Source organism: Streptomyces sp. BK208 (assembly GCF_004364245.1).
In the GTDB taxonomy this organism is placed as follows: domain Bacteria; phylum Actinomycetota; class Actinomycetes; order Streptomycetales; family Streptomycetaceae; genus Streptomyces.
In genome coordinates, this window is the sequence record NZ_SOAV01000004.1 from 445474 (window position 1) to 465321 (window position 19848).

The following is a 19848-nucleotide window of genomic DNA, read 5'->3' on the forward strand; positions in this document are numbered from 1 at the left end:
AGGAGCAACAAGGAGCCCCGTGTCCGCAACGCTCTCCTTCACGGCCCCCACCGAGCACGGTCCGCAGGACATCACCCTCGCCTACGCGCGCGTGGGTGAGGGCGAGCCGCTGCTACTGCTGCACGGCATAGGTCACCACCGGCAGGCCTGGGACCCGGTGGTCGACATCCTCGCGACCGAGCGCGAGGTGACAGCCGTGGACCTGCCGGGGTTCGGGCAGTCGTCCGCACTCCCGCACGGCCTGCCGCACGATCTGCCGACGACGACGGCGGTACTCGGCGCCTTCTGCGCGGCGCTGGGGCTCGACCGGCCGCACGTGGCCGGCAACTCGCTGGGCGGTCTGCTGGCCCTGGGGCTCGCCCGCGAGAACCTGGTGCGGTCGGTGACCGCCCTGTCCCCGGCCGGCTTCTGGACGCAGGCCGAGCGGCGCTACGCCTTCGGCGTCCTGATGGGGATGCGCCGGACCGCCCGGAGCCTGCCCCTCCCGCTGGTCGAACGGCTGTCCCGCACCGCGGTCGGCCGCACCGCGCTGACGAGCACGATCTACGCCCGTCCCGGCCGCCGCTCCCCCGAGGCGGTCGTCGCCGAGACGCTGGCGCTCGCGCACGCGCCGGGGTTCACCGAGACGCTCCGGGCCGGACGTAGCGTGCTGTTCACCGACGACGTGCCCGGTGTCCCCGTCACCGTGGCGTGGGGCGACCGGGACCGGCTGCTCCTGCCCCGGCAGGGCGTACGCGCCAAGCACGCCATTCCGCGGGCCCGGCTGGTGCGGCTGCGCGGCTGCGGCCACGTCCCGATGAACGACGACCCGGCGCTGGTCGCCCGCGTTCTCCTGGACGGCAGCAGGGCTCAGTCGGCCAGGGCCTTGAGGACTTCGTTCAGCACGGTCGGGTTGTAGGGCATGCTCACGTGCGGCGTGCGGCGTGTGGTCGTCCGGGTCGATGTCCTGGAGGACGATGTTGTTGACGTAGCGGCCCTCGGTCCTGGCGAGGGCGCACGACGTGTACGGAGTGACCACGTCGTCGTACTGGGTGGCGATGACGGTGTGGCGGACGCCCTCCGTCGTCTCGCCGAGATCGGCCAGCTCGCGCTGGAAGGGGTGGTCGTGCTGGAGTTGCGGCCAGGCCGGCACGACCTCCCCGACGGCGCCCTGTTCGAGGAGTTCCACCGCACCGGGAATCTGGCGGGCGAGGTTCATCAGCCCCTGTGCCGTGACTCCGTGGTTGCTGGGCGCGATGCCGACGAAGTTGCGCACCTTGGGTCCTCCGCCCAGGGCGTTCAGGTAGTAGCGCGGCATCATGCCGCCCTGCGAGAAGCCGACGAGGTCGACCTGCTGGGTGCCGGTGCGGCGCAGCACCTCGTCGACGAAGTCGGCCAGTTGCCGGGCGGAGCGCTTGATGTCACCGAGGCCGAAGATCACCGGGTTGCCGTGCTGGCCGTAGTCGAGCCGGAAGACACGGTGGCCGTTCTGCCGCAGCAGGGGGGTCGCCGTGTTCCACGTGTAGCCGCGGTTGCCGAAGGTGCCGTGCACGAGCACCACCGGACGCGGATGCTCCTCGGCCGGCGGGGCGTTCCAGTCGTCCTCTCCCGCAGGTACGTCGACGGTGGCGATGACCTGCGCCCCGCCGGCCTGGGTGACCGCGACCAGGCGGTGCGGGGCCTCGGTGATGTCCGTGACGACGTCGTCCGAGTTCACACCGGGGATACGGGGGTTGAGGAAACTCACGGTCTTTTCCTTTCGTGGGGGAACGGCGCGGAGTTCGGACTGTCTCCTCGGTCTCGCGTCCGTCGAATTCCGCGACGATCGGGAGGGGGGTGGAGAGACCTGAGTGACCGGCGGCGGCCGGCGAAGAGGTCGTTCGGATGTCCGCTGCCGCCGCCCGGAAATACTCACGGTGAAGGAGCGGCCGGCTCCCGGGCCGGTTCGGCGGGGCAGCTTCTGAAGGCGAGTACGGCGTTGTGGCCGCCGAAACCGAAGGAATGGCTCAGCGCGAGGTCGACGGGCTGCGTCCGGCTGCTGCCGGTGACGGCGTTGATCTCGGCGCCGCCTTCCTGCTTCTCGAGGTTGGCCACGGGAGGCACCCGGCCGTGGGCCACGGACAGGGCGGTGATCGCGGCTTCGACCGCCCCGGCCGCCCCGAGCAGGTGGCCGAGGGTGCCCTTGACCGAGGTCACGGAGGGCCGGTGAGGGAAGAGGCGACGGATCAGACGGGCCTCGGCGGCGTCGTTGAGCGGCGTGCCGGTGCCGTGCGCGTTGATGTGCTGCACGTCCGCGGGGCGGGCGCCGGCGTCGTCGAGGGCCCGCCGCACGGCGAGGGCGGCGCCCTTGCCCTCGGGGTCGGGTGCCACGGGGTGGTGGGCGTCGGACGAGGCTCCGTAGCCCGCCAGCAGGGCGTAGCCGGGGCGTCCGCGGGCCCTGGCCGTACTCGCCGACTCCAGGACCAGGGCCGCACCGCCCTCCGCCATGACGAAGCCGTCCCGGGCGGTGTCGAAGGGCCGGGAGGCGGCCCGCGGGTCGTCGCCGCGCCGGGACAGCGCGCCCATCCGGTCGAAGCCGGTGACCCAGAAAGGCTGTACGACCGCGTCGGAGGCCCCCGCGACGGCGATGTCGCAGGCCCCGGAGCGCAGGAGTTGCAGGGCGGTGCCGATGGCGGTGGCGCCGGAGGCGCAGGCGGTGACCGTGCACAGCGCCGGACCCCGGGCCCGCAGGTGGATGGTGAGCTGTCCGGTGGCCATGTTGGGCAGGAACATCGGCAGCAGCAGCGGTGAGACGCGTGCCGAGCCCAGTTCGAGCAGCTTGCGGTGCTGTTCCAGCATGGTGCCGGTGCCGCCGGCCGAGCTGCCGAAGACCACCGCGACGCGGTCCGCGTCCCAGCCGGCCGGGTCCAGGCCGGCGTCGGAGACCGCCTCCAGAGCGGCGTAGAGGGCGAACTGGGTGAAGCGGTCGTACTGCCAGGGGCGTGAGCCCGGGACGTGATCGCGGGGCGAGAAGTCCGGTACGAGGCAGGCGAAGTCGACCGGGAGGCCCTTGAGTTCGGGAACGTGCCGGGCGGTGGGGCGGCCCGCGCACACGCCGTCCCAGGTGGCCTCGCGACCGGTGCCGGCCGGAGTGACCAGGCCGATCCCGGTGACGGCGACGTCGGGACGGGTGCCGGTCACGGCTTGACGGCCTCGGCGATGAGGTCGGCCACGCCGGCCAGGGTGAGGTCCGGGTCGGCCTCGCGGTCCTGCACCTCGATGCCGAGTTCCTCGGTGAGCACGACGAAGAGCTCCACCACGGCCAGCGAGTCGAGGTCCAGTTGCTCGAAGGTCGCCGTGGGGGCGATCGACTCGGGGGGCACTTCGAACTTGTCGCTGAGAACCGAGGTGAGCAGCTCGTAGGCGCGGCTGTGGGGTGTGGTGTCGGTGGTCATGTCAGGGGTGTCCTTTCCGGTCCGACGGGCGGTGCCCCGGGGGTGGTGGGGTTCCGTGTGGTGGGGTTCCGTGTGCCGGGGTCCCGCGGTGGCGGGGTTTTCCGTGTGCCGGGGTCCCGCGGTGGCGGGGTTCCCTGGGGTGGGTTTCCGTGACGGCGGGCCGGCGGTCAGCCGAGTGCGGCCGGTGCCTCCAGCTCCTCCTTGACGTCCTTGAGCAGGGCCATCGCGTCCCTGCCGTTGACCACCCGGTGGTCGTAGACCAGGCCGAGGTGGACGAACCGGTGGGTGCGCAAAGTGCCCTGCGCGTCGAGGAGCACCTGGTCGTCGACGGCGCCGATGGAGATCACGCAGGTCTGGCCGGGGAAGACGATGGGGGTGGCCAGGACCACGCCCTCGGTGGTGTGCGGGGCGACCATGATGTTGGCCCCGGTGAGTTCGGCGGCCTGGAACGTGCCCCGGAACGCCTTGCTCCGGAAGCCGGTCAGCAGGTCGGCGATCCGGTCGCCGCTCAGCTCGGCGGCGTCGTGCACCACCGGGGTGTACAGACCCCGGCCCGCGTCCATGGCGACGCCCACATGGGCGCGTTCGCTCTCGCGCACCGCGCCGTCGTCGGTGAGCGCGGCGAACATCAGGGGATGTGCCGCGTGCCGGCGCGCCACCGCCTTGATCAGCAGGACGGGCAGGGAGACGAAACTGCCGGTGCGCTCGGACAGCCGCCGGGCCAGTTCCTCCGCCGGTCCGACGTCGACCTTGGCGTAGGCGGCCGCGGCCGGGACGGTCCGCATCGACTCGGTCACCACCGCCCCCACCGTCCGCTGCCGCTTGGACAGTCGGCGCTCGGTGGAGGCGGGTGCCGCCTCGGTCCGCCGCACCAGGGCCTCGACGTCGGCCGTACGGACGACCGTGCGCCCGAGACCGCGCAGCTCGGCCTCGGACACCCCGTGGTGGTCGGCGAGCGCACGGGCCGCGTCGGTGATGGTCGGCGCCGCGCCGGGGGGTGCGGGTGCCGCCGCCGGGGTGGCGGCCGACGCCCGGTAGGAGTCGCGCTCCTCGGCCGACTCGAAGAGGTAGGCGATGGTCTGCCCCGGCCTGCAGTCCTGGCCTCCGCCGACGAGGACGTGCAGGATTCCGGAGCCGGTGCTCTCGATCTCCTCACTGGCCTTGGAGGTCTCCACGATGGCCAGCGGTTCCTCGCCCTTGACGCTGTCGCCGTCGGGGACGAGCCACTCGACCAGTGTGTAGCTGGAGTCGTTCGTGTTGAGCGTGGGCAGTTCGATGCCGATCACTTCGTCGCCTCCGTGATCGCACGGTGGATGGTGGACGGCTGGAGCAGCACGCCGTGCTCCAGGTGCGCCGCGGTGGGCACGATGCTCGGCTCGGCGCTCAGCGGCAGTACCGGGCGGGCCAGCCGGCTCCACAGCTGCTCGTGGATCTGCTGGGCGAGCAGCTCGCCCCAGGTCCCGTCGGCCGTGGAGTCCTCCAGGACACAGATGCGGTCGGCCCGGGACAGCACCGGGAGCAGCGCCTTGCTGTCGAAGGGGTAGAGCTGGGAGGGCACCAGCAGTTCACATGTGATCTCCTCTTCGAGGAGCAGGGTGCGCAGGGCGGTGACGGCCCGTTCGGTGAGCCCGCCCGGGGCCAGGACGATCCAGTCGGGGGGTCCGCAGTCAGGCGCGAACACCCGGGCGGTCTCGCTGGGATCGGTCAGCACCTCGTAGCGGAAGAGGTCGTCCACGACTCCCGCCCGGTACATGGCGCGGGTGTAGAGCACCTTGTCCTCGAAGAGCACACCGGGCTCCTCGCGGTCGAGCATCGCGGTCAGTACGCGCCGGTTGTCGTGGAACGGGGAGACTTCCCGCAGGTGCAGGGAGGGAATGCCGAGGAAGTGCTTCTGCAGGCTCTGGCTGTGCGTCGGGCCGTACCCCCGGTTGCCGCCGGTGGGGCAGCGGACGACCATGCTCATCGGGACCCTGCGGCCGTACATCGACACGGACTTGGCGGCGAAGTTCAGCAGCGGGTCGAAGGCCAGCGCGGCGAAGTCCGAGAACATCATCTCGACCACGGACCGGTTGCCGGACAGGGCCAGACCCGCACCCACGCCGGCGATGCCGCCTTCGCTCAGCGGTGAGGACAGCACCCGGTCCGGGAAGCGGTCGGAGAGTCCCCGGGTCACCTTGAACGCCCCGCCGTAGGGGTCGGCGACGTCCTCGCCGATCAGATATGTGCCGGGGTGGGCGCCGAGGAGGTGGTGCAGTGCGCTGTTGAGGTTCTCGGCCACGCGCTGGCGCCTGGTCATCGGGCCTCCCACCGGGACGCCGGGCGCGCGCCGACCTCCCGTACGACGGCGGCGACGGCCTCCGCCTGTGCCTGGTCGGCGGCGGCGAACTGTGCGGGATGGTCGTGTCGGTAGCGGCGGTACCAGTCGTGCCGGGCCGCTCGCTCACGGGCCTCGGCCGCGCGGGTGTCGTCGCCCTTGCTGTGCGGGCCCACGCGGTGGGTGACGCACTCGACCACGTAGGGGCGGTGCCGGTCGCGGACCTGCTCGACCACGGGGGTGAGGGCGGCCCGTACGTCGGTGACGTCCACGGAGTCGATCCGCAGGTGGCCGACGCCGAAGGCCGCCGCCCGGGCCGCGACGGTGCCGGACATCTGCCGCTCGGTCGGCGTCGACTGGGCGATCCCGTTGTGCTCCACCACGACGAGCACCGGGACCTGCCACAGCTGCGCCATGTTGAGCGCCTCGTACACGGCGCCCTCGCCCCAGGTGCCGTCGCCGATGTGGACCACCGCGATCCGGCCCGGCTCGGCCCGCTTCAGGTGCAGGCCGACTCCCACGGCGACCGGCAGACTCTGGCCCTGTACGCCGGTCGACAGGTAGCGGTCGCGGTAGATGTGCTGGCTGCCGCCCACGCCGTGGCAGACGGCACCGGTCCGCCCCATGATCTCCGCGAGCAGACCGTGCGGGTCGTGGAAGCGGGCCAGGTAGTGGCCGTGCCCGCGGTGGTTGCTGAAGACGTAGTCGCCCTCGTCCAGCAGCGGGTAGAGCGCGACGGGGATGTACTCCTGGCCGAGGCAGGTGTGCGTGGTGCCGTGCAGCCGGCCTTGGGAGAACAGCTCCAGCACGGCCAGTTCGAAGTGGCGGATCATCAGCAGGGTGCCGAGGTCGGCGTCGGACAGACGGGACAGGGGACGGGCCGTCACACCGGCTTCGGGTTCGCCGACGGGCCTGAGGTCGACCGCGGGGGACGCGGACGTGACGTTCATGAGGTGCTCCTTACGGAAGTTCGACCACCTGGGCGCACCAGGTCAGCCCGGCCCCGAAGCCCAGGAGCAGCGCCTTGTCGCGGGGCCGTACGGTGGCCGAGGCGAGCAGCGACTCCAGAGCCAGTGGGATGGACGCCGAACTGGTGTTGCCGTCGGTGACGATGCTGCGGGCGATCGCCACGTGCGCGGGCGGGCGCAGTCGGCGCACCATCGCGTCGATCAGCCGACCGTTGCACTGGTGCGGCACGAAGGCGCCGATGTCGTCCCAGGTGAGCCCGGCCGCGTCGAGTGCGTCCTGGGCCACTTGCGGCATGTGCGAACCGAACCAGCGGACCACCCGGGTGCCGTCCATGTGCATGTACGGGCGGTCGGCACCGGGTTTGGGCGGGGCGCTGGTCATCCAGGGCTCGCCGGGGCCGTGGGTCCCCCACACCGCCGGTCCGATCCCGGCGTGCCCGGCGGCGCTGACCACCGCGGCCCCGGCGGCGTCGCCGAAGACCATGACGGTCGCGCAGTCGTCGGGGTCGGTGATGTCGCTCAGCCGCTCGGCGGCGACGACCAGGATCTGACGCGCCTGCTGTGCGGCGATGAGTCCGGAGGCCAGGGTCAGCCCGTAACCGAACCCGGCGCACCCGCCGTTGACGTCGAACCCGCCGGCCCGGCCCGCTCCGATGCGGTGGGCGAGACTGGCGGCCCGGCACGATGCCTGGCCGACGCTGCTGGCGGAGGAGAACAGGACGCAGTCCAGGTCCGCGGCGAGCAGGCCCGCCTGGGCCAGGGCCTTGTCCGCCGCCTGCGCGGCCATCTCGACGAAGGTCTCGTCGGGGTCGGCCTTCAGCCTGGACCGGATTCCGGTGATCTGCTCGATCCAGCCTTCCTCGTGGCCGAACCTGGTGTCGAGTTCGGCACTGGTGAGCAGGCCACCGGGGCGGTAGGCGCCGATGCCGGTCAGCCGCCCCGCACCCCGGGCCATCAGTGGGCTCCGTCGGCCGCGGCGACGGCCGCCCGGCCGTTCACGTAGTCGAGGGTCCGCCGGACGGTGCGCAGGTCGTGCACCGCCTCGTCCGGGATCGGAACGCCGTAGCGCTCCTGGATGCGCTCGGCCAGTTCGACGACGGCCATCGAGTCGAACCCCAACGAGGTGAAGGGTGCGTCGGCCGGCTGCTCCGAGATCGCCCGGGCCGCTTCGGCGCCGGCGATCTCGGCCACCATCGCCACCAGGTCTTCCAGGGTGAAAGGGGACATGCGGACACTCCAGCTGATGAGGTGCGGGGAGGGGTGACGGGAGGGACGGGAGGAGAGGACCGCGCGTGGGTCACCGGGAGGACAGCACGGCGTCGCGGCTCAGGAAGGCGAGCATCCTGCGGAAGTAGTCGGAGTCGAGCACGGGCGGGGCGCGGTGCGCGGACGCCGCGGTGGGGCCGGCGGTGTCCTGCCCCGGGGCCGGGATCATCTGCCGGAGGGTCTCGCCGGCCAGCCGCAGGGTGCTGCGCGGGACCTCGTCGCCCAGGTCGCGGAGCCGCTCCAGCCAGGTGTCGAACGGAACGAGCGGAAGGTCGACACCCGCGTCCGCGAAGCCCTGGAAGTACGACCTGAAGGGCAGCGGCTCGGGATCGATCACGTGGAACACCTGTCCTCGGGGGCGCCGGCTCAGGGACAGGTCGACGATGGCACGGCTGGTGAAGTCGACCGTGCCCACCGGCAGGAGACCGGGGTGGTCGGGGGCGCAGCCGGCGCGGATGCTCGCCGTCGTCAGGTGGACGAACCAGTCCGACTTCCCCACCAGGCCGGTGCGCGAGTCCGCCAGGATCACACCGGGCCGGTGCACCGTCGTGGGCGATCCGCGGTCCGCGGCCTGTGCGACCAGCTGCTCGGCGACCCATTTGGTGGCGCAGTAACCGGAGACACCGGTCCCGGCCGTCCGGGCCGCCGGGACGACCCCCATCGTCGAGACGTGATGTACGGGAATCCGGCGGGTCCGGGTCGCCAGTCTCAGGATTTCCAGGGTCCCCGACACATTGCAGCCGCGCAGGATCGGGTAGCTCGCCAGAAGATTGACCCAGGCACCGCAGTGGTAAATGACGTCGATGCCGCGCGAGAGCCCCGAGAAATCCTCGTCGGTCAGGCCGAACCGCGGCTTCGCCAGGCTGCCGGGCACGACCTCGATCCGGGACATGTGGTGCTCCGGTACATCCCGGGCGCGTAACTGAGCCGCGAGCCGCTCCCGGGCCTGAGCGGCCGAATCCGCTCTCACCAGGCAATGGATCCGAGCGTCGGTGGCATCCAGCAGGTCGACGAGGAGGAAACCGCCGAGGAATCCGGTGGCTCCCGTCAGCAGAATTCTCTCGGGCGGCCCTTCGGGAACATCCGCCAGAGACGACGCATCGATTTCCTCCGGAAGTCGCAAATCGTCGGTGATCGGGAAACCGGCCATACCACCACCGCATTTCAGCACAGGCGAGATTCGGTCCTGCTCTGAACACTCCCCGCACCTCACGAGGTCTACTACAGAAATCTTCCACCAGTGGGAGCACAGGGCGCATCCTCCTGACCGTCACCCGCACCCGCGCCACCACCACGGGTGACTAGGGCTCATTCATTCGAAGAGGCCACGCCTCCGAATGGACGGCCGGGACGTACGCCCGGAGCTCGTTACCGGTATCGCGCGCCGTCGGAAACACCCCAACGCGCTTACGCGAACGGAGCGTTGCCAGACGGAGGCCGGGGGGCGGGGGCGGCCCGAGCGTAAAGACAGATGAGAAAGACACAGCCAATGGGTGGCGACGCAAGGGGGGTTGAACCATGGCGGCACGGCCAGAGATGCCGAGGGGCCCGTTCTCCGGTGGGAACGGGCCGAGTTCACACTTCGACCCACCGGCGGTGTTGCCGGAGGCATGGCAGCCCCTGCTCGACCGCCCCGCCCTCGCGGAGTTGCGCGGGCACCCCCTCGTGGGCGCCGCGCTGAAGGAGATGTGCCGGCTCCTGCCACCCCGGGTCGCCGTGCACTCTCTGCGGGCGTTCCTGCTGGCCGACGCCTGTGCGCGGTCCCATGGGACCGGGTACGACCGGGTCGGCCTGCTGGTCGCCGCTGCGTTCCACGACGCCGGGCTGGTAGGGCGCACACCGCTCGGCCGCGGTGGATTCCCGTTCCGCTCGGCTCAGTTGCTCGACCACTTCCTCGCACGGCACCAGGTGGGCACGGTGCGGCGCACGGCCCTCACCCGTGCGGTGCGCGAGCACATGCGGCCGTTCCCCGCGCGTGATGCCGGGCCCGAGGCGCGACTGCTGCACTTCGGCGTGTGGCTGGACGTCACGGGGCGCGGCGAGCGACAAGTGCCGTGCGAACGCCGTCGGTTGTCCCGGCTGGCACCCACCCCTTGGTTCGCCGTGTCCTTCTCCGCCCGGGTGATGGCCTGCGGGCTGCGCCGGGTGCTGCCGGGCTCCCCGGTCACCCACCGGTGACCGGGGAGCCCGGCGACTCGCCCTTCCCGTAGCGAAAGGAACCGCAGACATGCAAGAAGACCAGCGTGTTTTCGATGTCGCCATCGTCGGAGGCGGCATCGGCGGGACGATGCTGGGGACCGTACTCGCACATCACGGCGTGCGCGTGCTGCTGCTCGAAGGCAGCGGCCACCCCCGGTTCGCCATCGGAGAGTCCACCGTCCCCGAGACCACGTTCGGGCTCCGGGTCCTGGCCCGCCGCTACGACGTCCCTGAGCTCGAGCACCTGGCGACCAACGCGGCACTGCGCCGCCACGTGTCGTCGAACAGCGGGGTCAAGCGCAACTTCAGCTTCGTCTACCACCGGGAAGGTGAGCCCACCCGGCCCGACGAGTGCACCCAGTACCCCACCTGGGGACCTCCGCTCGGTCCCGACTCGCACTACTTCCGGCAGGACGTGGACGCGTACATGTTCCACGTCGCGGTGTCCTACGGCGTGACCGCGTACACCCACACCATGGTCGACGACGTGAAGTTCGAGGAGGACGGCGCGACTCTCGTCACCCGCGACCGGGGCACCTTCCGGGCTTCGTACGTGGTCGACGCCGGCGGCATGCGGGCGGTCCTGCCCGAGCGCCTCGGACTGCGGCAGGAACCGCCCTACCGTACGAGGTCGCGCACGATCTTCACGCACATGGTGGACGTGCGCCCCTTCGACGCCGTGGCGCCTTCGCGTGCGCAGCACGGCATGCCCAGCCCGTTCAGCCAGGGAACGCTCCACCACATGTTCCCGGGCGGATGGTTCTGGGTCATCCCGTTCGACAACCAGTCGACCAGCACGAACCAGTTGTGCAGTGTCGGCCTCAACCTCGATCTCGACCAGCACCCCCGGCCGGAGGACATCTCGGCGGAGGAGGAGTTCTGGCAGTACGTGCGCAAATTCCCCAGTGTGGCGCGGCAGTTCGAGCGGGCGCGGGCGGTCCGGCCGTACGTCTCCACCGACCGCACCCAGTTCGCCTCGCAGAAGGTGGTCGGCGACCGGTGGTGCCTGCTGCCGCACGCCAGTGACTTCATCGACCCGCTCTTCTCCAGCGGTCTCGCCGTCACCGTGATGGCACTGAACGCGCTGGGCCACCGGCTGATCGACGCGGTGCGCCAGAACGACTTCGACACATCCCGGTTCGCGTACCTGGACCACTGGACCAAGCGCATGTTCCGGTTCTACGACGACCTGGTGTCGTGCAGCTACATCGCGTTCGACGACTTCGACCTGTGGAACGCCTGGAACCGCGTGTGGACCATCACCACGCTGTACGGCACCAACGCCCAGAACCAGGTCGCCGTGACGTTCGAGAAGACGCACGACCCGGCCTGTTTCGACAAGCTGGAGCTGCCGCCGTACCGAGGTCTCCAGGGTATGGACAACCCCTGGGTGGAGCGGATGTTCGACCAGTCGCGGGATGCCGTACTCGCCTATCGGACAGGCGAGTTGACGAAGGAACAGGCCATCGCACGGATCTACGAGCTGCTGGGCGAGAGCGGACTGGTGCCGGCCGTGTGGGGCACCCTGGACCCCGACGACCGGTGCCCGTCCGGGGTGTTCACCCTCTGGCCGCTGATGAAGATCCTGCTGTGGGGCAAGTACCGCTCGCCGCAGCACGTCCGGGGCTCCTACTTCACCGGCGGAGCGCGGCTGGTGGGCAGGGAAGCGGTCCAGGCGTACACCACCGAGCTGCGCGCCGGCAGCTCCCAAGTGCACCAGACCGTACGGGACATGTGGCTCAACTGGAACCGCGACTGGGCGCGGCGGCCCGCTCCTCGGAAATGAGCGCGGAGAAACATTCCTGCCGACTGCCGGAAGCACATATTCCGGTTTGCCGCTCCAGGGCCTCGGGTAGGAAATCCACATGGCCGAACAAATGGAAAATCGGCCGCGGTTCCCCCTGCTCGATCCGAGAGACAACGGGCTGCAATCCACGATGGTGCGACATTCCACCTGCCAATCGCCCGCTGAATGCTCCTGGGAAGAAATCTTCCAGCATCAGGACCGCCTCATGCGGCTGGTTCGACGAAGACTACCGAGTTTTCAGGACGCCGAGGACTGCGTTCAGGAAACCATGGCCCGGGCAGCCGCCCACGCCACGTTGGACAGGAATCGACTCGGTGCCTTTCTGACGTCCGTGGCGCTTCGCCTCTGCATCGACTTCTACCGTGACATGGACCGTCGCAGCAGACTCCTCCAAAGGGGGGCACTCGCGGACACCCCAGGTACGACCGAGGAGGACGTCTGCGACGAAGACTTCGGCAGATGGCTGCTCGGCCAGGTACAGAACCTGCGGGGGCGGGAGCAAGAGGTCATACTCGCCCGTGCGCAGGGTATTTCCACGGCGGAATTCGCCCGCATACACAACATCTCCGTCAAGGCGGCCGAAGCCGCCTTCACCAGGGGCCGCGCACGCTTGAAGAACGTCTGCGCGAAAGCCTTGGAGGGCTGCGCCCGATAACACCCGGAAACCACGCCTCCCCCCTCGCAGAGAAACGGAAAGGGACCACACTCATGGGCAAAAGCAAGAACATCCAGGACATCGCCAAGGATTTGGTCGGTGATGTGACCGACAGCTGGAAGGAGGCTTTCGACGACCTCCTGAACCGGGACGACGACTCAGGATCGTCGCGCGGCTCCGGCAACGCCGTCGACACGCTGGCCGGTCTGCCCCCGACCGCACTGGCCGCACTGGCCGGGGCCCTCAACCCGGCGACCGCGCTCGCGGGTGTCGCCAATCCGCTGGCCGCTCTCGGCGGGTTCGGCGCGGCCGGCAACCCGCTCGCCGGCCTCGCCTCGGGGGCCGCGGGCCCGCTGGGGAACCTCGCGGGCGCGGCGCAGAACCCCCTGGCCGCGCTCACCGGTGCCGCGGGCGGCGGCAATCCGCTCGCGGCCGCGCTGGGCGGGGCGGGCAACCCCCTGGCCGCGCTGGGCGGGGCGGCCAACCCGCTCGCCGCGGTCGGCGGCGCGGCCGGTGCGCTCGGCGGGCTCGGTCAGCTCGCCGGGGGCCTCGGACATGCGGCGAGCGGGGCGGGCGACCTGATGGCGCTCCCGGCCCAGCTCACCCAGCTGCTCCAGGTGCTGCCCAAGCTCCTCGAAGCGGTCCAAGGGCTGCAGAACCTGACCAACCTGCCGGCCCAGGCCGGGCAGCAGGGGCTGGCGGCCCTGCAGGGCCTGACCGGTCAGCAGGGGCAGAGCGGAAAGCCGCCCCAGGGCGGACAGTCCCCGACCTCCGGCTGACCGGCCGTGCCACCGTCCCGTCCGGCCGTCTCCGTGGTGCACGCCGACCGCCGTTCCGTATCCCGGTCCCGATCTGAGGAGGATCACACACGATGACGTCTGTCGTCGGCGATCGGCTGCGTCTCGTGGTCAGGGTCCTGGGCAGCCTCGTGGCCGACGAGGTGGGACAGGCGACCCGGCTGCGGAGGCGTACGAGGCGGGACACGCGGTTCCCGGCGGAGGACGGCAACGCCTCCGCCGGGTCCGCCGCCGGCGTTCACGCCGGGGCGGAGCAGCGCCGCGCCAAGGCGGTGCGGCATGCCCTGGAGAGCCTCGGGCCCTTCTATGTGAAGCTCGGCCAGATCCTGTCCACCCGACCCGACATGGTCCCCCAGTCCCTCCGGGACGAGCTGCAGAACCTGCACGACCAGGTCGACGTCCAGCCGTTCTCGGAGTTCGAGCCGGTACTGGCCCGGGATCTCGGGGCGGACTGGAAGCTGCGCTTCGACGACGTCGAGACCGTCGCCCCGCTCGGGGCGGCGTCCCTCGCACAGGTCTACCGCGTGACGCTGCCCGGCGGGCGCGCGGCCGTGGTGAAGATCCAGCGACCCGGCATCCGCGAGGGCGTACTCGCGGACATGGCCCTGATGCGCCGGGCGTCGAAGATCGTGGCCCGCGTCGCTCCCCGGTTCAACGAGGTCATCGACATCGAGGCGATGCTCGGCTCGGTCTTCGACGCCATGGAGCCCGAGCTGGACTTCACCGGCGAGGCCCGCAACATGGACGAGGCCCGCGGGCAGGTCCGGTCGTTCCGTTCGCTGGAGGTGCCCCGGGTACTGCACGCCAGCCCCCGGGTCCTCGTCCAGTCGCTGGCCGACGGGAAGTCGGTGCGGCACGTCGACCGCGCCCACTTCACGGACGACGAGCGCGTGGAGATCGGCAAGGACCTGCTGCGGTTCATGTACCACGGGTACTTCGTCCATCGCTTCTTCCACGCCGACCCGCACGCCGGCAACGTCTTCGCCGCTCCCGGCGGACCCGCGACGCTGATCGACTGGGGCATGGTCGGCCGCCTGGACCGCCGGACCAGTCTTCAACTTCTGCCGCTGTTCATGGCCTTGGCGCAGAACGACGGGGCCGGGCTGGCGCAGCACTGGGCGGAGATGGGCCGGATGACGCCCTGGGCCAACATGCCCGCGTTCGCCGCCGACATGGCCGCGTTCGTGCCCAAGGTCTCCCATCTCTCGCTGGAGGACATGAACTTCGGCGTGGCGCTCACCACCGTGCTGGCCAAGGCGACCAAGCGCGGGATCGGTTCGCCGCCGGCCGTCTCACTGCTGGGAAAGTCCTTCGCGAACCTGGACGGTTCGGTGCGGTGCCTGGCTCCCGAGATCACCCTGCCCGAGGTGTTCCAGGGGGAGGTGCCGAAGATCCTTTTCGCACTGGGCCGCGAGTTCCTCGGCCGCAACCAGTTCGCCCGGAACTCCATGGAGCTGCTGCTGGCCGCCGTCACCAGTCCCGAACAGGTCCGGGGTGTCCTCTCCGACGTGGCCAACCGTCAGTTCGCACTGAACGTCCACGAGCCGCGCACCCCCGCCGCGATGGGCGGCCAGCGGCCCGACCGCCCCTCCGCGAGCCTGCTCGCGCTGGGTGCCGCGGCCTTCCTGCTGGGCCGTCGCCGCTCCGGATGATCCGCGCCCGCACAGCCACCCCGACCCACCTCAAGGAGATCCCATGCCGCAATCCGCACGTTCGCAGTCACCGTTCGCACCGGCCGCCGCAGCCCCGGGCGGTATTCCCCGGGCGGCGCTCTGGACGGCCGCCGCGCACGCGGCGGAGTGCCTCCGGCCCGCGCCCCACGTCCGGGACCCGTGGGCCGCCGACCTCCTCCACGCGGCCGGATTCGACGGCGGCCCGCCCGGCGACGGACCGATGCAGCGTCTGCTGCCCGACTGGCAGGTGGTGCGCACCCGCTTCTTCGACGACTACCTCCTCACCGCGGCCCGTTCGGGCTGCCGTCAGGTGGTGCTGCTCGGCGCCGGCCTGGACACCCGTGCCTTCCGGCTCGAGTGGCCGACCGGGGTGCACCTCTTCGAGGTGGAGGACCCGGCCGTGCTGGCCTTCAAGGAACGCGTACTGGACGGCAGCCGGCTCTCCTGCGGGCGCCGTTCCGCCGTCGGAGCCGACGGCACGGCGTCCTGGAGGGAGGAACTCGGGGCGGCGGGATTCGATTCCGGCAGGCCCACCGCGTGGCACTGCGAGGCACCGTTGTACTTCCTCCGGCCCCCGGAGGTCGAGGCCGTCGTCGCCGCGATGACCGAACTCTCCGCGCCCGGCAGCATGTTCGGCGCCGAGTGCGTGAACTCCGCGACCATGTCCTCCCCGCTCGTCGCGCCCTTCATGGACGCCCTGTCGACGATCGGACTGGCCTGGAACTGGCGGCTCGCCGAGCCGGAGCGCTGGTGGGCGGAGCACGGCTGGGACGCGGAGGTCGCCGACCTGTTCACGCTGCCGTACGTGGTCGAGCGCCTCTCCCCGTACCTGCCGCTGATCGGCACGGCCGCGGCGGAGAGCGTCTTCCTCACCACCGGAACGCTGCGCGGCACTGCCTGACGCGGCACGATGCGCCGGCCCCGGACGACGCGTCCGGGGCCGTCGTGTGCTGCCGTGGCTACCGCGGGCTGCCGTGGCTACGGCCGTTCCAGCTCCAGCAGCGCCGCGAGCCACAGGTCGGGGAGTTCGTCCGCGGTCGTCAGAGCCTCGTCGTGAACGACGGTCAGGCACGCGGTGTCGTGCTGGCTCGTCAGCGTCGTCACACACCGGATGCCTGACGCGACGCCGGCGAAGGCGGCCACGCGACGGGCCGTGGCCCCCTGATGGACCAGGGCCGTACCGAAGTTCACGCTGCTCACCGGGCCGGCCACGAACGCCCCGTGGACCAGGCGGGTGCCGACGGTGGCACCGAGCGTCCGCGGGGACGCGGCCAGCAGCAGGCGCATGGCGTCGCGCCGCCGGCTCGCCCGCAGCCGGCCCGTACGGGCGACGACCCGGGCCAGCGCCCGCTGGGGTGACTCCTCGTCGCAGGGCAGCAGGAGCCGGGCGGTGACCATGCGGTTGCCCGGGGCGTACTCCTCTCCGGGGCCCCGGACCGACATCGGGATCGACACGGGCAGCGGCGGGTGGGCCGAGCCGGTGTCCTTCAGGTGCCAGGTGCGGACGGCGTGGGACAGAGCCGCGAGGTAGACGTCCGTGACCGTGCCGCCGTGGGCGCGGGCGACGGCGCGCAGCCGGGCCAGCGGGGTGTCGGCGTGGCAGACGTCGACGCGGCCCGTGGATTCTCCGTCGAACGCGGGTTTCGGGGTGGGCGCGCGGAAGGCGGCCACCACCTCGCCCAGTGCGTCCGCGAGGCCGTGTGCGGTGGGCCGCGCGGAACGCTGTGGAGCCGGTCCGCCCTCGGGGTGGTCTCCGAGGAGAGCGCGGGCGGTGTGGGCGGCGCCCATGCCGTCCTGGAAGGTGTGGTCGGTTCGGTAGACCAGGGTGTGGCGGTCCGCCGGGCCGTGGACCAGCCACACGTCCCAGGGCGGCCGGTCGTCCGAGCTCATCGGCCGGGACAGCATCAGGCGGCTGGTCGCCGACCCGTCGGTGTCCTCGGGCAGCCACGCCTCGTGCACGTGCCGGTCCACCGCGATCCGGTCCACTCGCCGGAATTTCCTGCGGTCCCGTGCGATGCGGTAGCGCGACGCCGGGACGCGGTGGACGCGTTCGGCGACCCGCGCGCGTACGGAGTCCAGGGTGGGGGCACGGCCTTCGAACCCGAACGTGAGCGCGAGGGGAACGGGGCTGCCGCCCGTCGCCAGGTGGAAGGCGACATCTGCGGTTCCCATGGACAGGGACGACGGCAGGCGGCCGTCCGTACCGAAGGCGGGTCGCATGGTGGAACCTCCTGGTCGGGTTCTGAAGGTCTGAAGGTCTGAAGGGCTGAAGGTCTGCGGGGCCGGGGGCCGGGGGCCGCGGTCTGCGGAGCCGGCGTACGGATGCGGGCCGCGCCCGCCGTCAGCACGTGTGCCGCGCGATCCGCCCCATCGCGTCCACGTACGCCCGCAGCAGGGGCCGAGCGGGTCCGCGTGCGGGCAGGCGCGGGGCCCGGGAGCGGTGCCACGGGAGCGATTCGCCGGGTTCCGGCTCGCCCAGCAGGGCCGCGGCCACGTGCGCGCCGTGCGCCACGGACAGGGCGAGTCCGTGCCCGCAGCAGCCGCCGATGTACCAGACGCCGTCGAAGCCCGGCACCGGCCCCACCACCGGCAGGCCGTCGCCCGTCATACCGACGCGGCCGGACCAGCGGTGGGTGACCCGCACCCGGGCGAGGTCCGGGTGCAGGGACCGCAGCCACCTCTCCAGCCGGGCCCAGGCCCGCTCCCTGACGGCCTGGAGACGTGGAGCGCCGATGCCCGCCGGGACCGTGGCGGTACCGCCGCCCGCCACCAGGCCCTGGTCCGGGAGCAGCCGGAAGTACGGCGCCATCGGGACGGCGTCGACGACGGAGTGTCCGGCGCGCCCGCCCAGTGCCTCGTAGGCCGGGGTGCTCAGCGGTTCGGTGGCGACGGCGTACACCTCGAGCGGCAGGACGGTGCCGACCGGCAGGTCCAGTGCCTGCGCGGCCGAGTTGACGGCCAGCACCGCCTGACCGGCGTAGAGCCTGCCGTGCGGGAGGACCAGCTCGGGGCCGACCAGATCGCCCGGGCGGAGGGCCAGCAGCGGGCTGCGGCCGTAGAACCGCACGCCTTTGTCGGCGCAGGCACGGGCGAGGGCGCAGGTCAGGGCGGCCGGGTCGAGGGTCGCGGCGGGGCGGTGCAGGAGTGCCGCCCGGTAGGGCACGCCGACCCGGTCGCGAATGTCGGCCGGAGTGAGGACGGGGACGTCCAGACCGAGTTCGCGGCAGGCGCGGGCCTGGCGGGCCAGTGCCACCAGGCCCGCGGACGACCGCGTGGCCACCAGCTGCTCGCCGGGCCGCAGCCCGCAGGGCACGTCGAGCCGGGCGCACAGGGCGAGGACGTCCCGCACCGCCCGTTCACTGGCCCGGTGCATCCTGCGCGCCGTCTGCGGGCCGAAGCGGCGCACCGCGCGGTCGACCGCGGGGCCAGCCCGGGGGCCCAGCAGACCGGTGCCCCGGCCGCTGGCGCCGGCGGCCGGGTACTCGGCGTCCACCACCGCGATGTCGAGCCCCGGGGCGCGCTCCGCCAGGTGGTAGGCGCAGGACAGCCCGGCCAGCCCGGCCCCGACGACGGCCACGTCCGCGGTGACCACGCCGTGCAACTGGGGCTGCGTCGGCAGTTCCGCGGGGTCCCAGTAAGGCGTTCCGGCCGGCGGCCCGGTCATCCCGGCGCGTCCGGCACCGGCTCGGTCAGCACGCCGAACCGGCGGTCGTGCCACAGCAGCGGGCGTCCGCCGCCCACGTGCACGGCGGCGACCCGGCCGACGACGAGGTGGTGGTCGCCGTAGCGGCGTACGTCCTCGGTCAGGCACACCGACCAGGCGAGCGCGCCGGCCAGCACGGGGACGCCCAGCACCTGCCGGGTCTCGGTGCCGGCGAACCGCTCCGCCGCGGTCGTGGCGGGGGACGCGAACCGGCCCGCGAGGTCCTGCTGTTCCTCGCGCAGCAGGTGCACGGCGAAGGCCCGCCGGCCGCGGACGGCGGCGAGGGTGCGGGAGCCGTCGCGCAGACAGGCCAGCAGCAGCGGGGGGCGGGCGGAGAGCGAGGTGACGGCGGACACCGTCATACCGAGCGGGCCGTCCGCGCCGCGGGCGGTCACGACGGCCACCCCGGCGGCCAGCTTGGCGTAGAGGCCGAGGCAGCGCGCGGCGCCCGGCCCCGGTTCCTCGTGCAGCGGTTCCACGTGCGGCGGCTCGGCGGCCGGAGACGGGACGCCCGCGACGGCCGCCCGGTCAGTCACGATCCGCAGCCGCGCGCTCATCGATCACCTCCGCGTCCGCCAGGCCCCGCAGCACGCGGGCGATGTTGGTACGCAGGGTCGACTCGGCCACCGGGTCGAGCACCTCGGCCATGGAGGGGATGCCGAGGTCGAAGGCCGCGGTGAAGACGACGAGCGTGCCGCCGTCCCTCGCCTCGCAGCGCCAGCTCCCCTCGAAGGCATGGAAGTCGCCGCTGAGCTGTTCGAAGGCGATGGAGTACGTCTCGGGCGAGTAGGTGTCGCGTTCCCGCCACCGCATCAGGCCGCCCCGGAACTCGACGGTCCAGTTGGAGACCGTGGAGCCGTCGGGCAGCGGAGGCTCGACGTGCACCTCGCGGAAGGTGTCGCTGTAGTCGGGAAAGCGGCGGAAGTCGCTGATGCGGCCGTAGACGTCGGCGGGTGCCAGTCCGTCGGCGAGGGCGTGCAGTACCACGTGGCGCATGGGTCGTTCGGTTCCTTCCCGGAGGGTTTCCGGACGCCGGTGTCCGGAGCTGGTGGC

General features: G+C 72.0%; 20 protein-coding genes and 1 pseudogene. 8 read left to right on the plus strand and 13 right to left on the minus strand.

Going from position 1 to position 19848, the window contains the following annotated elements; all coding sequences use genetic code 11:
- Window positions 1-19 precede the first annotated feature (19 nt).
- Window positions 20-898 carry an alpha/beta fold hydrolase gene (locus EV562_RS13045; RefSeq protein WP_166661744.1) on the plus strand — a complete coding sequence of 293 codons (879 nt, stop codon included), beginning with the start codon at window positions 20-22 and terminating at the stop codon, window positions 896-898.
- A gap of 357 nt (window positions 899-1255) precedes the next feature.
- Here the strand turns inward: EV562_RS13045 and EV562_RS36000 are convergent.
- From EV562_RS36000 to EV562_RS13090, 9 genes and pseudogenes are all read right to left on the minus strand, one after another.
- Window positions 1256-1894, minus strand: a pseudogene (locus tag EV562_RS36000) (alpha/beta fold hydrolase); the annotation flags it as partial.
- On the minus strand, window positions 1891-3159 hold the full coding sequence (locus EV562_RS13055) for a beta-ketoacyl-[acyl-carrier-protein] synthase family protein (RefSeq protein WP_133886945.1): 1269 nt from the start codon (window positions 3157-3159) through the stop codon (window positions 1891-1893). The gene EV562_RS13055 and the pseudogene EV562_RS36000, both read right to left, overlap by 4 nt.
- Entirely contained in the window at window positions 3156-3413 is a 258-nt protein-coding gene (locus EV562_RS13060) for a phosphopantetheine-binding protein (RefSeq protein ID WP_133886946.1), read from the minus strand. Before EV562_RS13060 ends, EV562_RS13055 begins: the two co-directional genes overlap by 4 nt.
- A 167-nt stretch (window positions 3414-3580) precedes the next feature.
- Entirely contained in the window at window positions 3581-4699 is a 1119-nt protein-coding gene (locus tag EV562_RS13065; RefSeq protein WP_133886947.1) for a 2-oxo acid dehydrogenase subunit E2, read from the minus strand.
- Window positions 4696-5709: a transketolase C-terminal domain-containing protein gene (locus EV562_RS13070; protein WP_133886948.1), complete on the minus strand. Its 1014-nt coding sequence runs from the start codon at window positions 5707-5709 to the stop codon at window positions 4696-4698. The genes EV562_RS13065 and EV562_RS13070 overlap by 4 nt, the downstream gene beginning before the upstream one ends.
- Window positions 5706-6677, minus strand: coding sequence for a thiamine pyrophosphate-dependent dehydrogenase E1 component subunit alpha (locus EV562_RS13075; RefSeq protein ID WP_133886949.1), 972 nt, complete (start codon window positions 6675-6677; stop codon window positions 5706-5708). Before EV562_RS13075 ends, EV562_RS13070 begins: the two co-directional genes overlap by 4 nt.
- A gap of 10 nt (window positions 6678-6687) precedes the next feature.
- A complete protein-coding gene (locus EV562_RS13080) occupies window positions 6688-7650 on the minus strand; it encodes a ketoacyl-ACP synthase III (protein ID WP_133886950.1) in 963 nt (320 codons plus the stop codon).
- Window positions 7650-7922, minus strand: coding sequence for an acyl carrier protein (locus EV562_RS13085; protein WP_133886951.1), 273 nt, complete (start codon window positions 7920-7922; stop codon window positions 7650-7652). Before EV562_RS13085 ends, EV562_RS13080 begins: the two co-directional genes overlap by 1 nt.
- A gap of 70 nt (window positions 7923-7992) precedes the next feature.
- On the minus strand, window positions 7993-9018 hold the full coding sequence (locus tag EV562_RS13090; RefSeq protein WP_243860053.1) for a thioester reductase domain-containing protein: 1026 nt from the start codon (window positions 9016-9018) through the stop codon (window positions 7993-7995).
- Between EV562_RS13090 and EV562_RS35550 the strand changes: the two genes are divergently transcribed.
- The 7 genes from EV562_RS35550 to EV562_RS13120 all read left to right on the plus strand — a co-directional run bounded on the left by EV562_RS35550 (window position 8938) and on the right by EV562_RS13120 (window position 15993).
- Complete coding sequence (locus EV562_RS35550) at window positions 8938-9156, plus strand: hypothetical protein (RefSeq protein ID WP_243860056.1); 219 nt, start codon at window positions 8938-8940, stop codon at window positions 9154-9156. The two genes, EV562_RS13090 and EV562_RS35550, sit on opposite strands and share 81 nt — an antisense overlap.
- Before the next feature lie 401 nt (window positions 9157-9557).
- Window positions 9558-10139, plus strand: coding sequence for an HD domain-containing protein (locus EV562_RS13095; protein ID WP_243860043.1), 582 nt, complete (start codon window positions 9558-9560; stop codon window positions 10137-10139).
- Between the two features lie 49 nt (window positions 10140-10188).
- The gene (locus EV562_RS13100; RefSeq protein ID WP_133886954.1) at window positions 10189-11946 is read left to right on the plus strand and encodes a tryptophan 7-halogenase; all 1758 of its coding nucleotides are present in this window, start codon (window positions 10189-10191) and stop codon (window positions 11944-11946) included.
- A gap of 79 nt (window positions 11947-12025) precedes the next feature.
- Window positions 12026-12622, plus strand: a complete 597-nt coding sequence (locus tag EV562_RS13105; RefSeq protein WP_133886955.1) for a sigma-70 family RNA polymerase sigma factor — start codon at window positions 12026-12028, stop codon at window positions 12620-12622.
- Window positions 12623-12675: 53 nt separating this feature from the next.
- Window positions 12676-13401 (plus strand): hypothetical protein, encoded by a 726-nt coding sequence (locus tag EV562_RS13110; RefSeq protein WP_133886956.1) that lies wholly within the window; start codon window positions 12676-12678, stop codon window positions 13399-13401.
- A 92-nt stretch (window positions 13402-13493) separates the two neighbouring features.
- Window positions 13494-15071, plus strand: coding sequence for an AarF/UbiB family protein (locus EV562_RS13115; protein WP_133886957.1), 1578 nt, complete (start codon window positions 13494-13496; stop codon window positions 15069-15071).
- Window positions 15072-15114: 43 nt separating this feature from the next.
- Window positions 15115-15993: an SAM-dependent methyltransferase gene (locus EV562_RS13120; protein ID WP_133886958.1), complete on the plus strand. Its 879-nt coding sequence runs from the start codon at window positions 15115-15117 to the stop codon at window positions 15991-15993.
- A gap of 77 nt (window positions 15994-16070) precedes the next feature.
- Here EV562_RS13120 and EV562_RS13125 read toward each other — a convergent pair whose 3' ends face one another.
- From EV562_RS13125 to EV562_RS13140, 4 genes are all read right to left on the minus strand, one after another.
- Window positions 16071-17312: a wax ester/triacylglycerol synthase domain-containing protein gene (locus EV562_RS13125; RefSeq protein WP_133886959.1), complete on the minus strand. Its 1242-nt coding sequence runs from the start codon at window positions 17310-17312 to the stop codon at window positions 16071-16073.
- Between the two features lie 121 nt (window positions 17313-17433).
- Entirely contained in the window at window positions 17434-18756 is a 1323-nt protein-coding gene (locus EV562_RS13130) for an FAD-binding oxidoreductase (RefSeq protein WP_133886960.1), read from the minus strand.
- Window positions 18753-19352, minus strand: coding sequence for a flavin reductase family protein (locus EV562_RS13135; protein WP_208298341.1), 600 nt, complete (start codon window positions 19350-19352; stop codon window positions 18753-18755). The genes EV562_RS13130 and EV562_RS13135 overlap by 4 nt, the downstream gene beginning before the upstream one ends.
- Window positions 19324-19791, minus strand: a complete 468-nt coding sequence (locus EV562_RS13140; protein ID WP_133886961.1) for an aromatase/cyclase — start codon at window positions 19789-19791, stop codon at window positions 19324-19326. Before EV562_RS13140 ends, EV562_RS13135 begins: the two co-directional genes overlap by 29 nt.
- Window positions 19792-19848 lie beyond the last annotated feature (57 nt).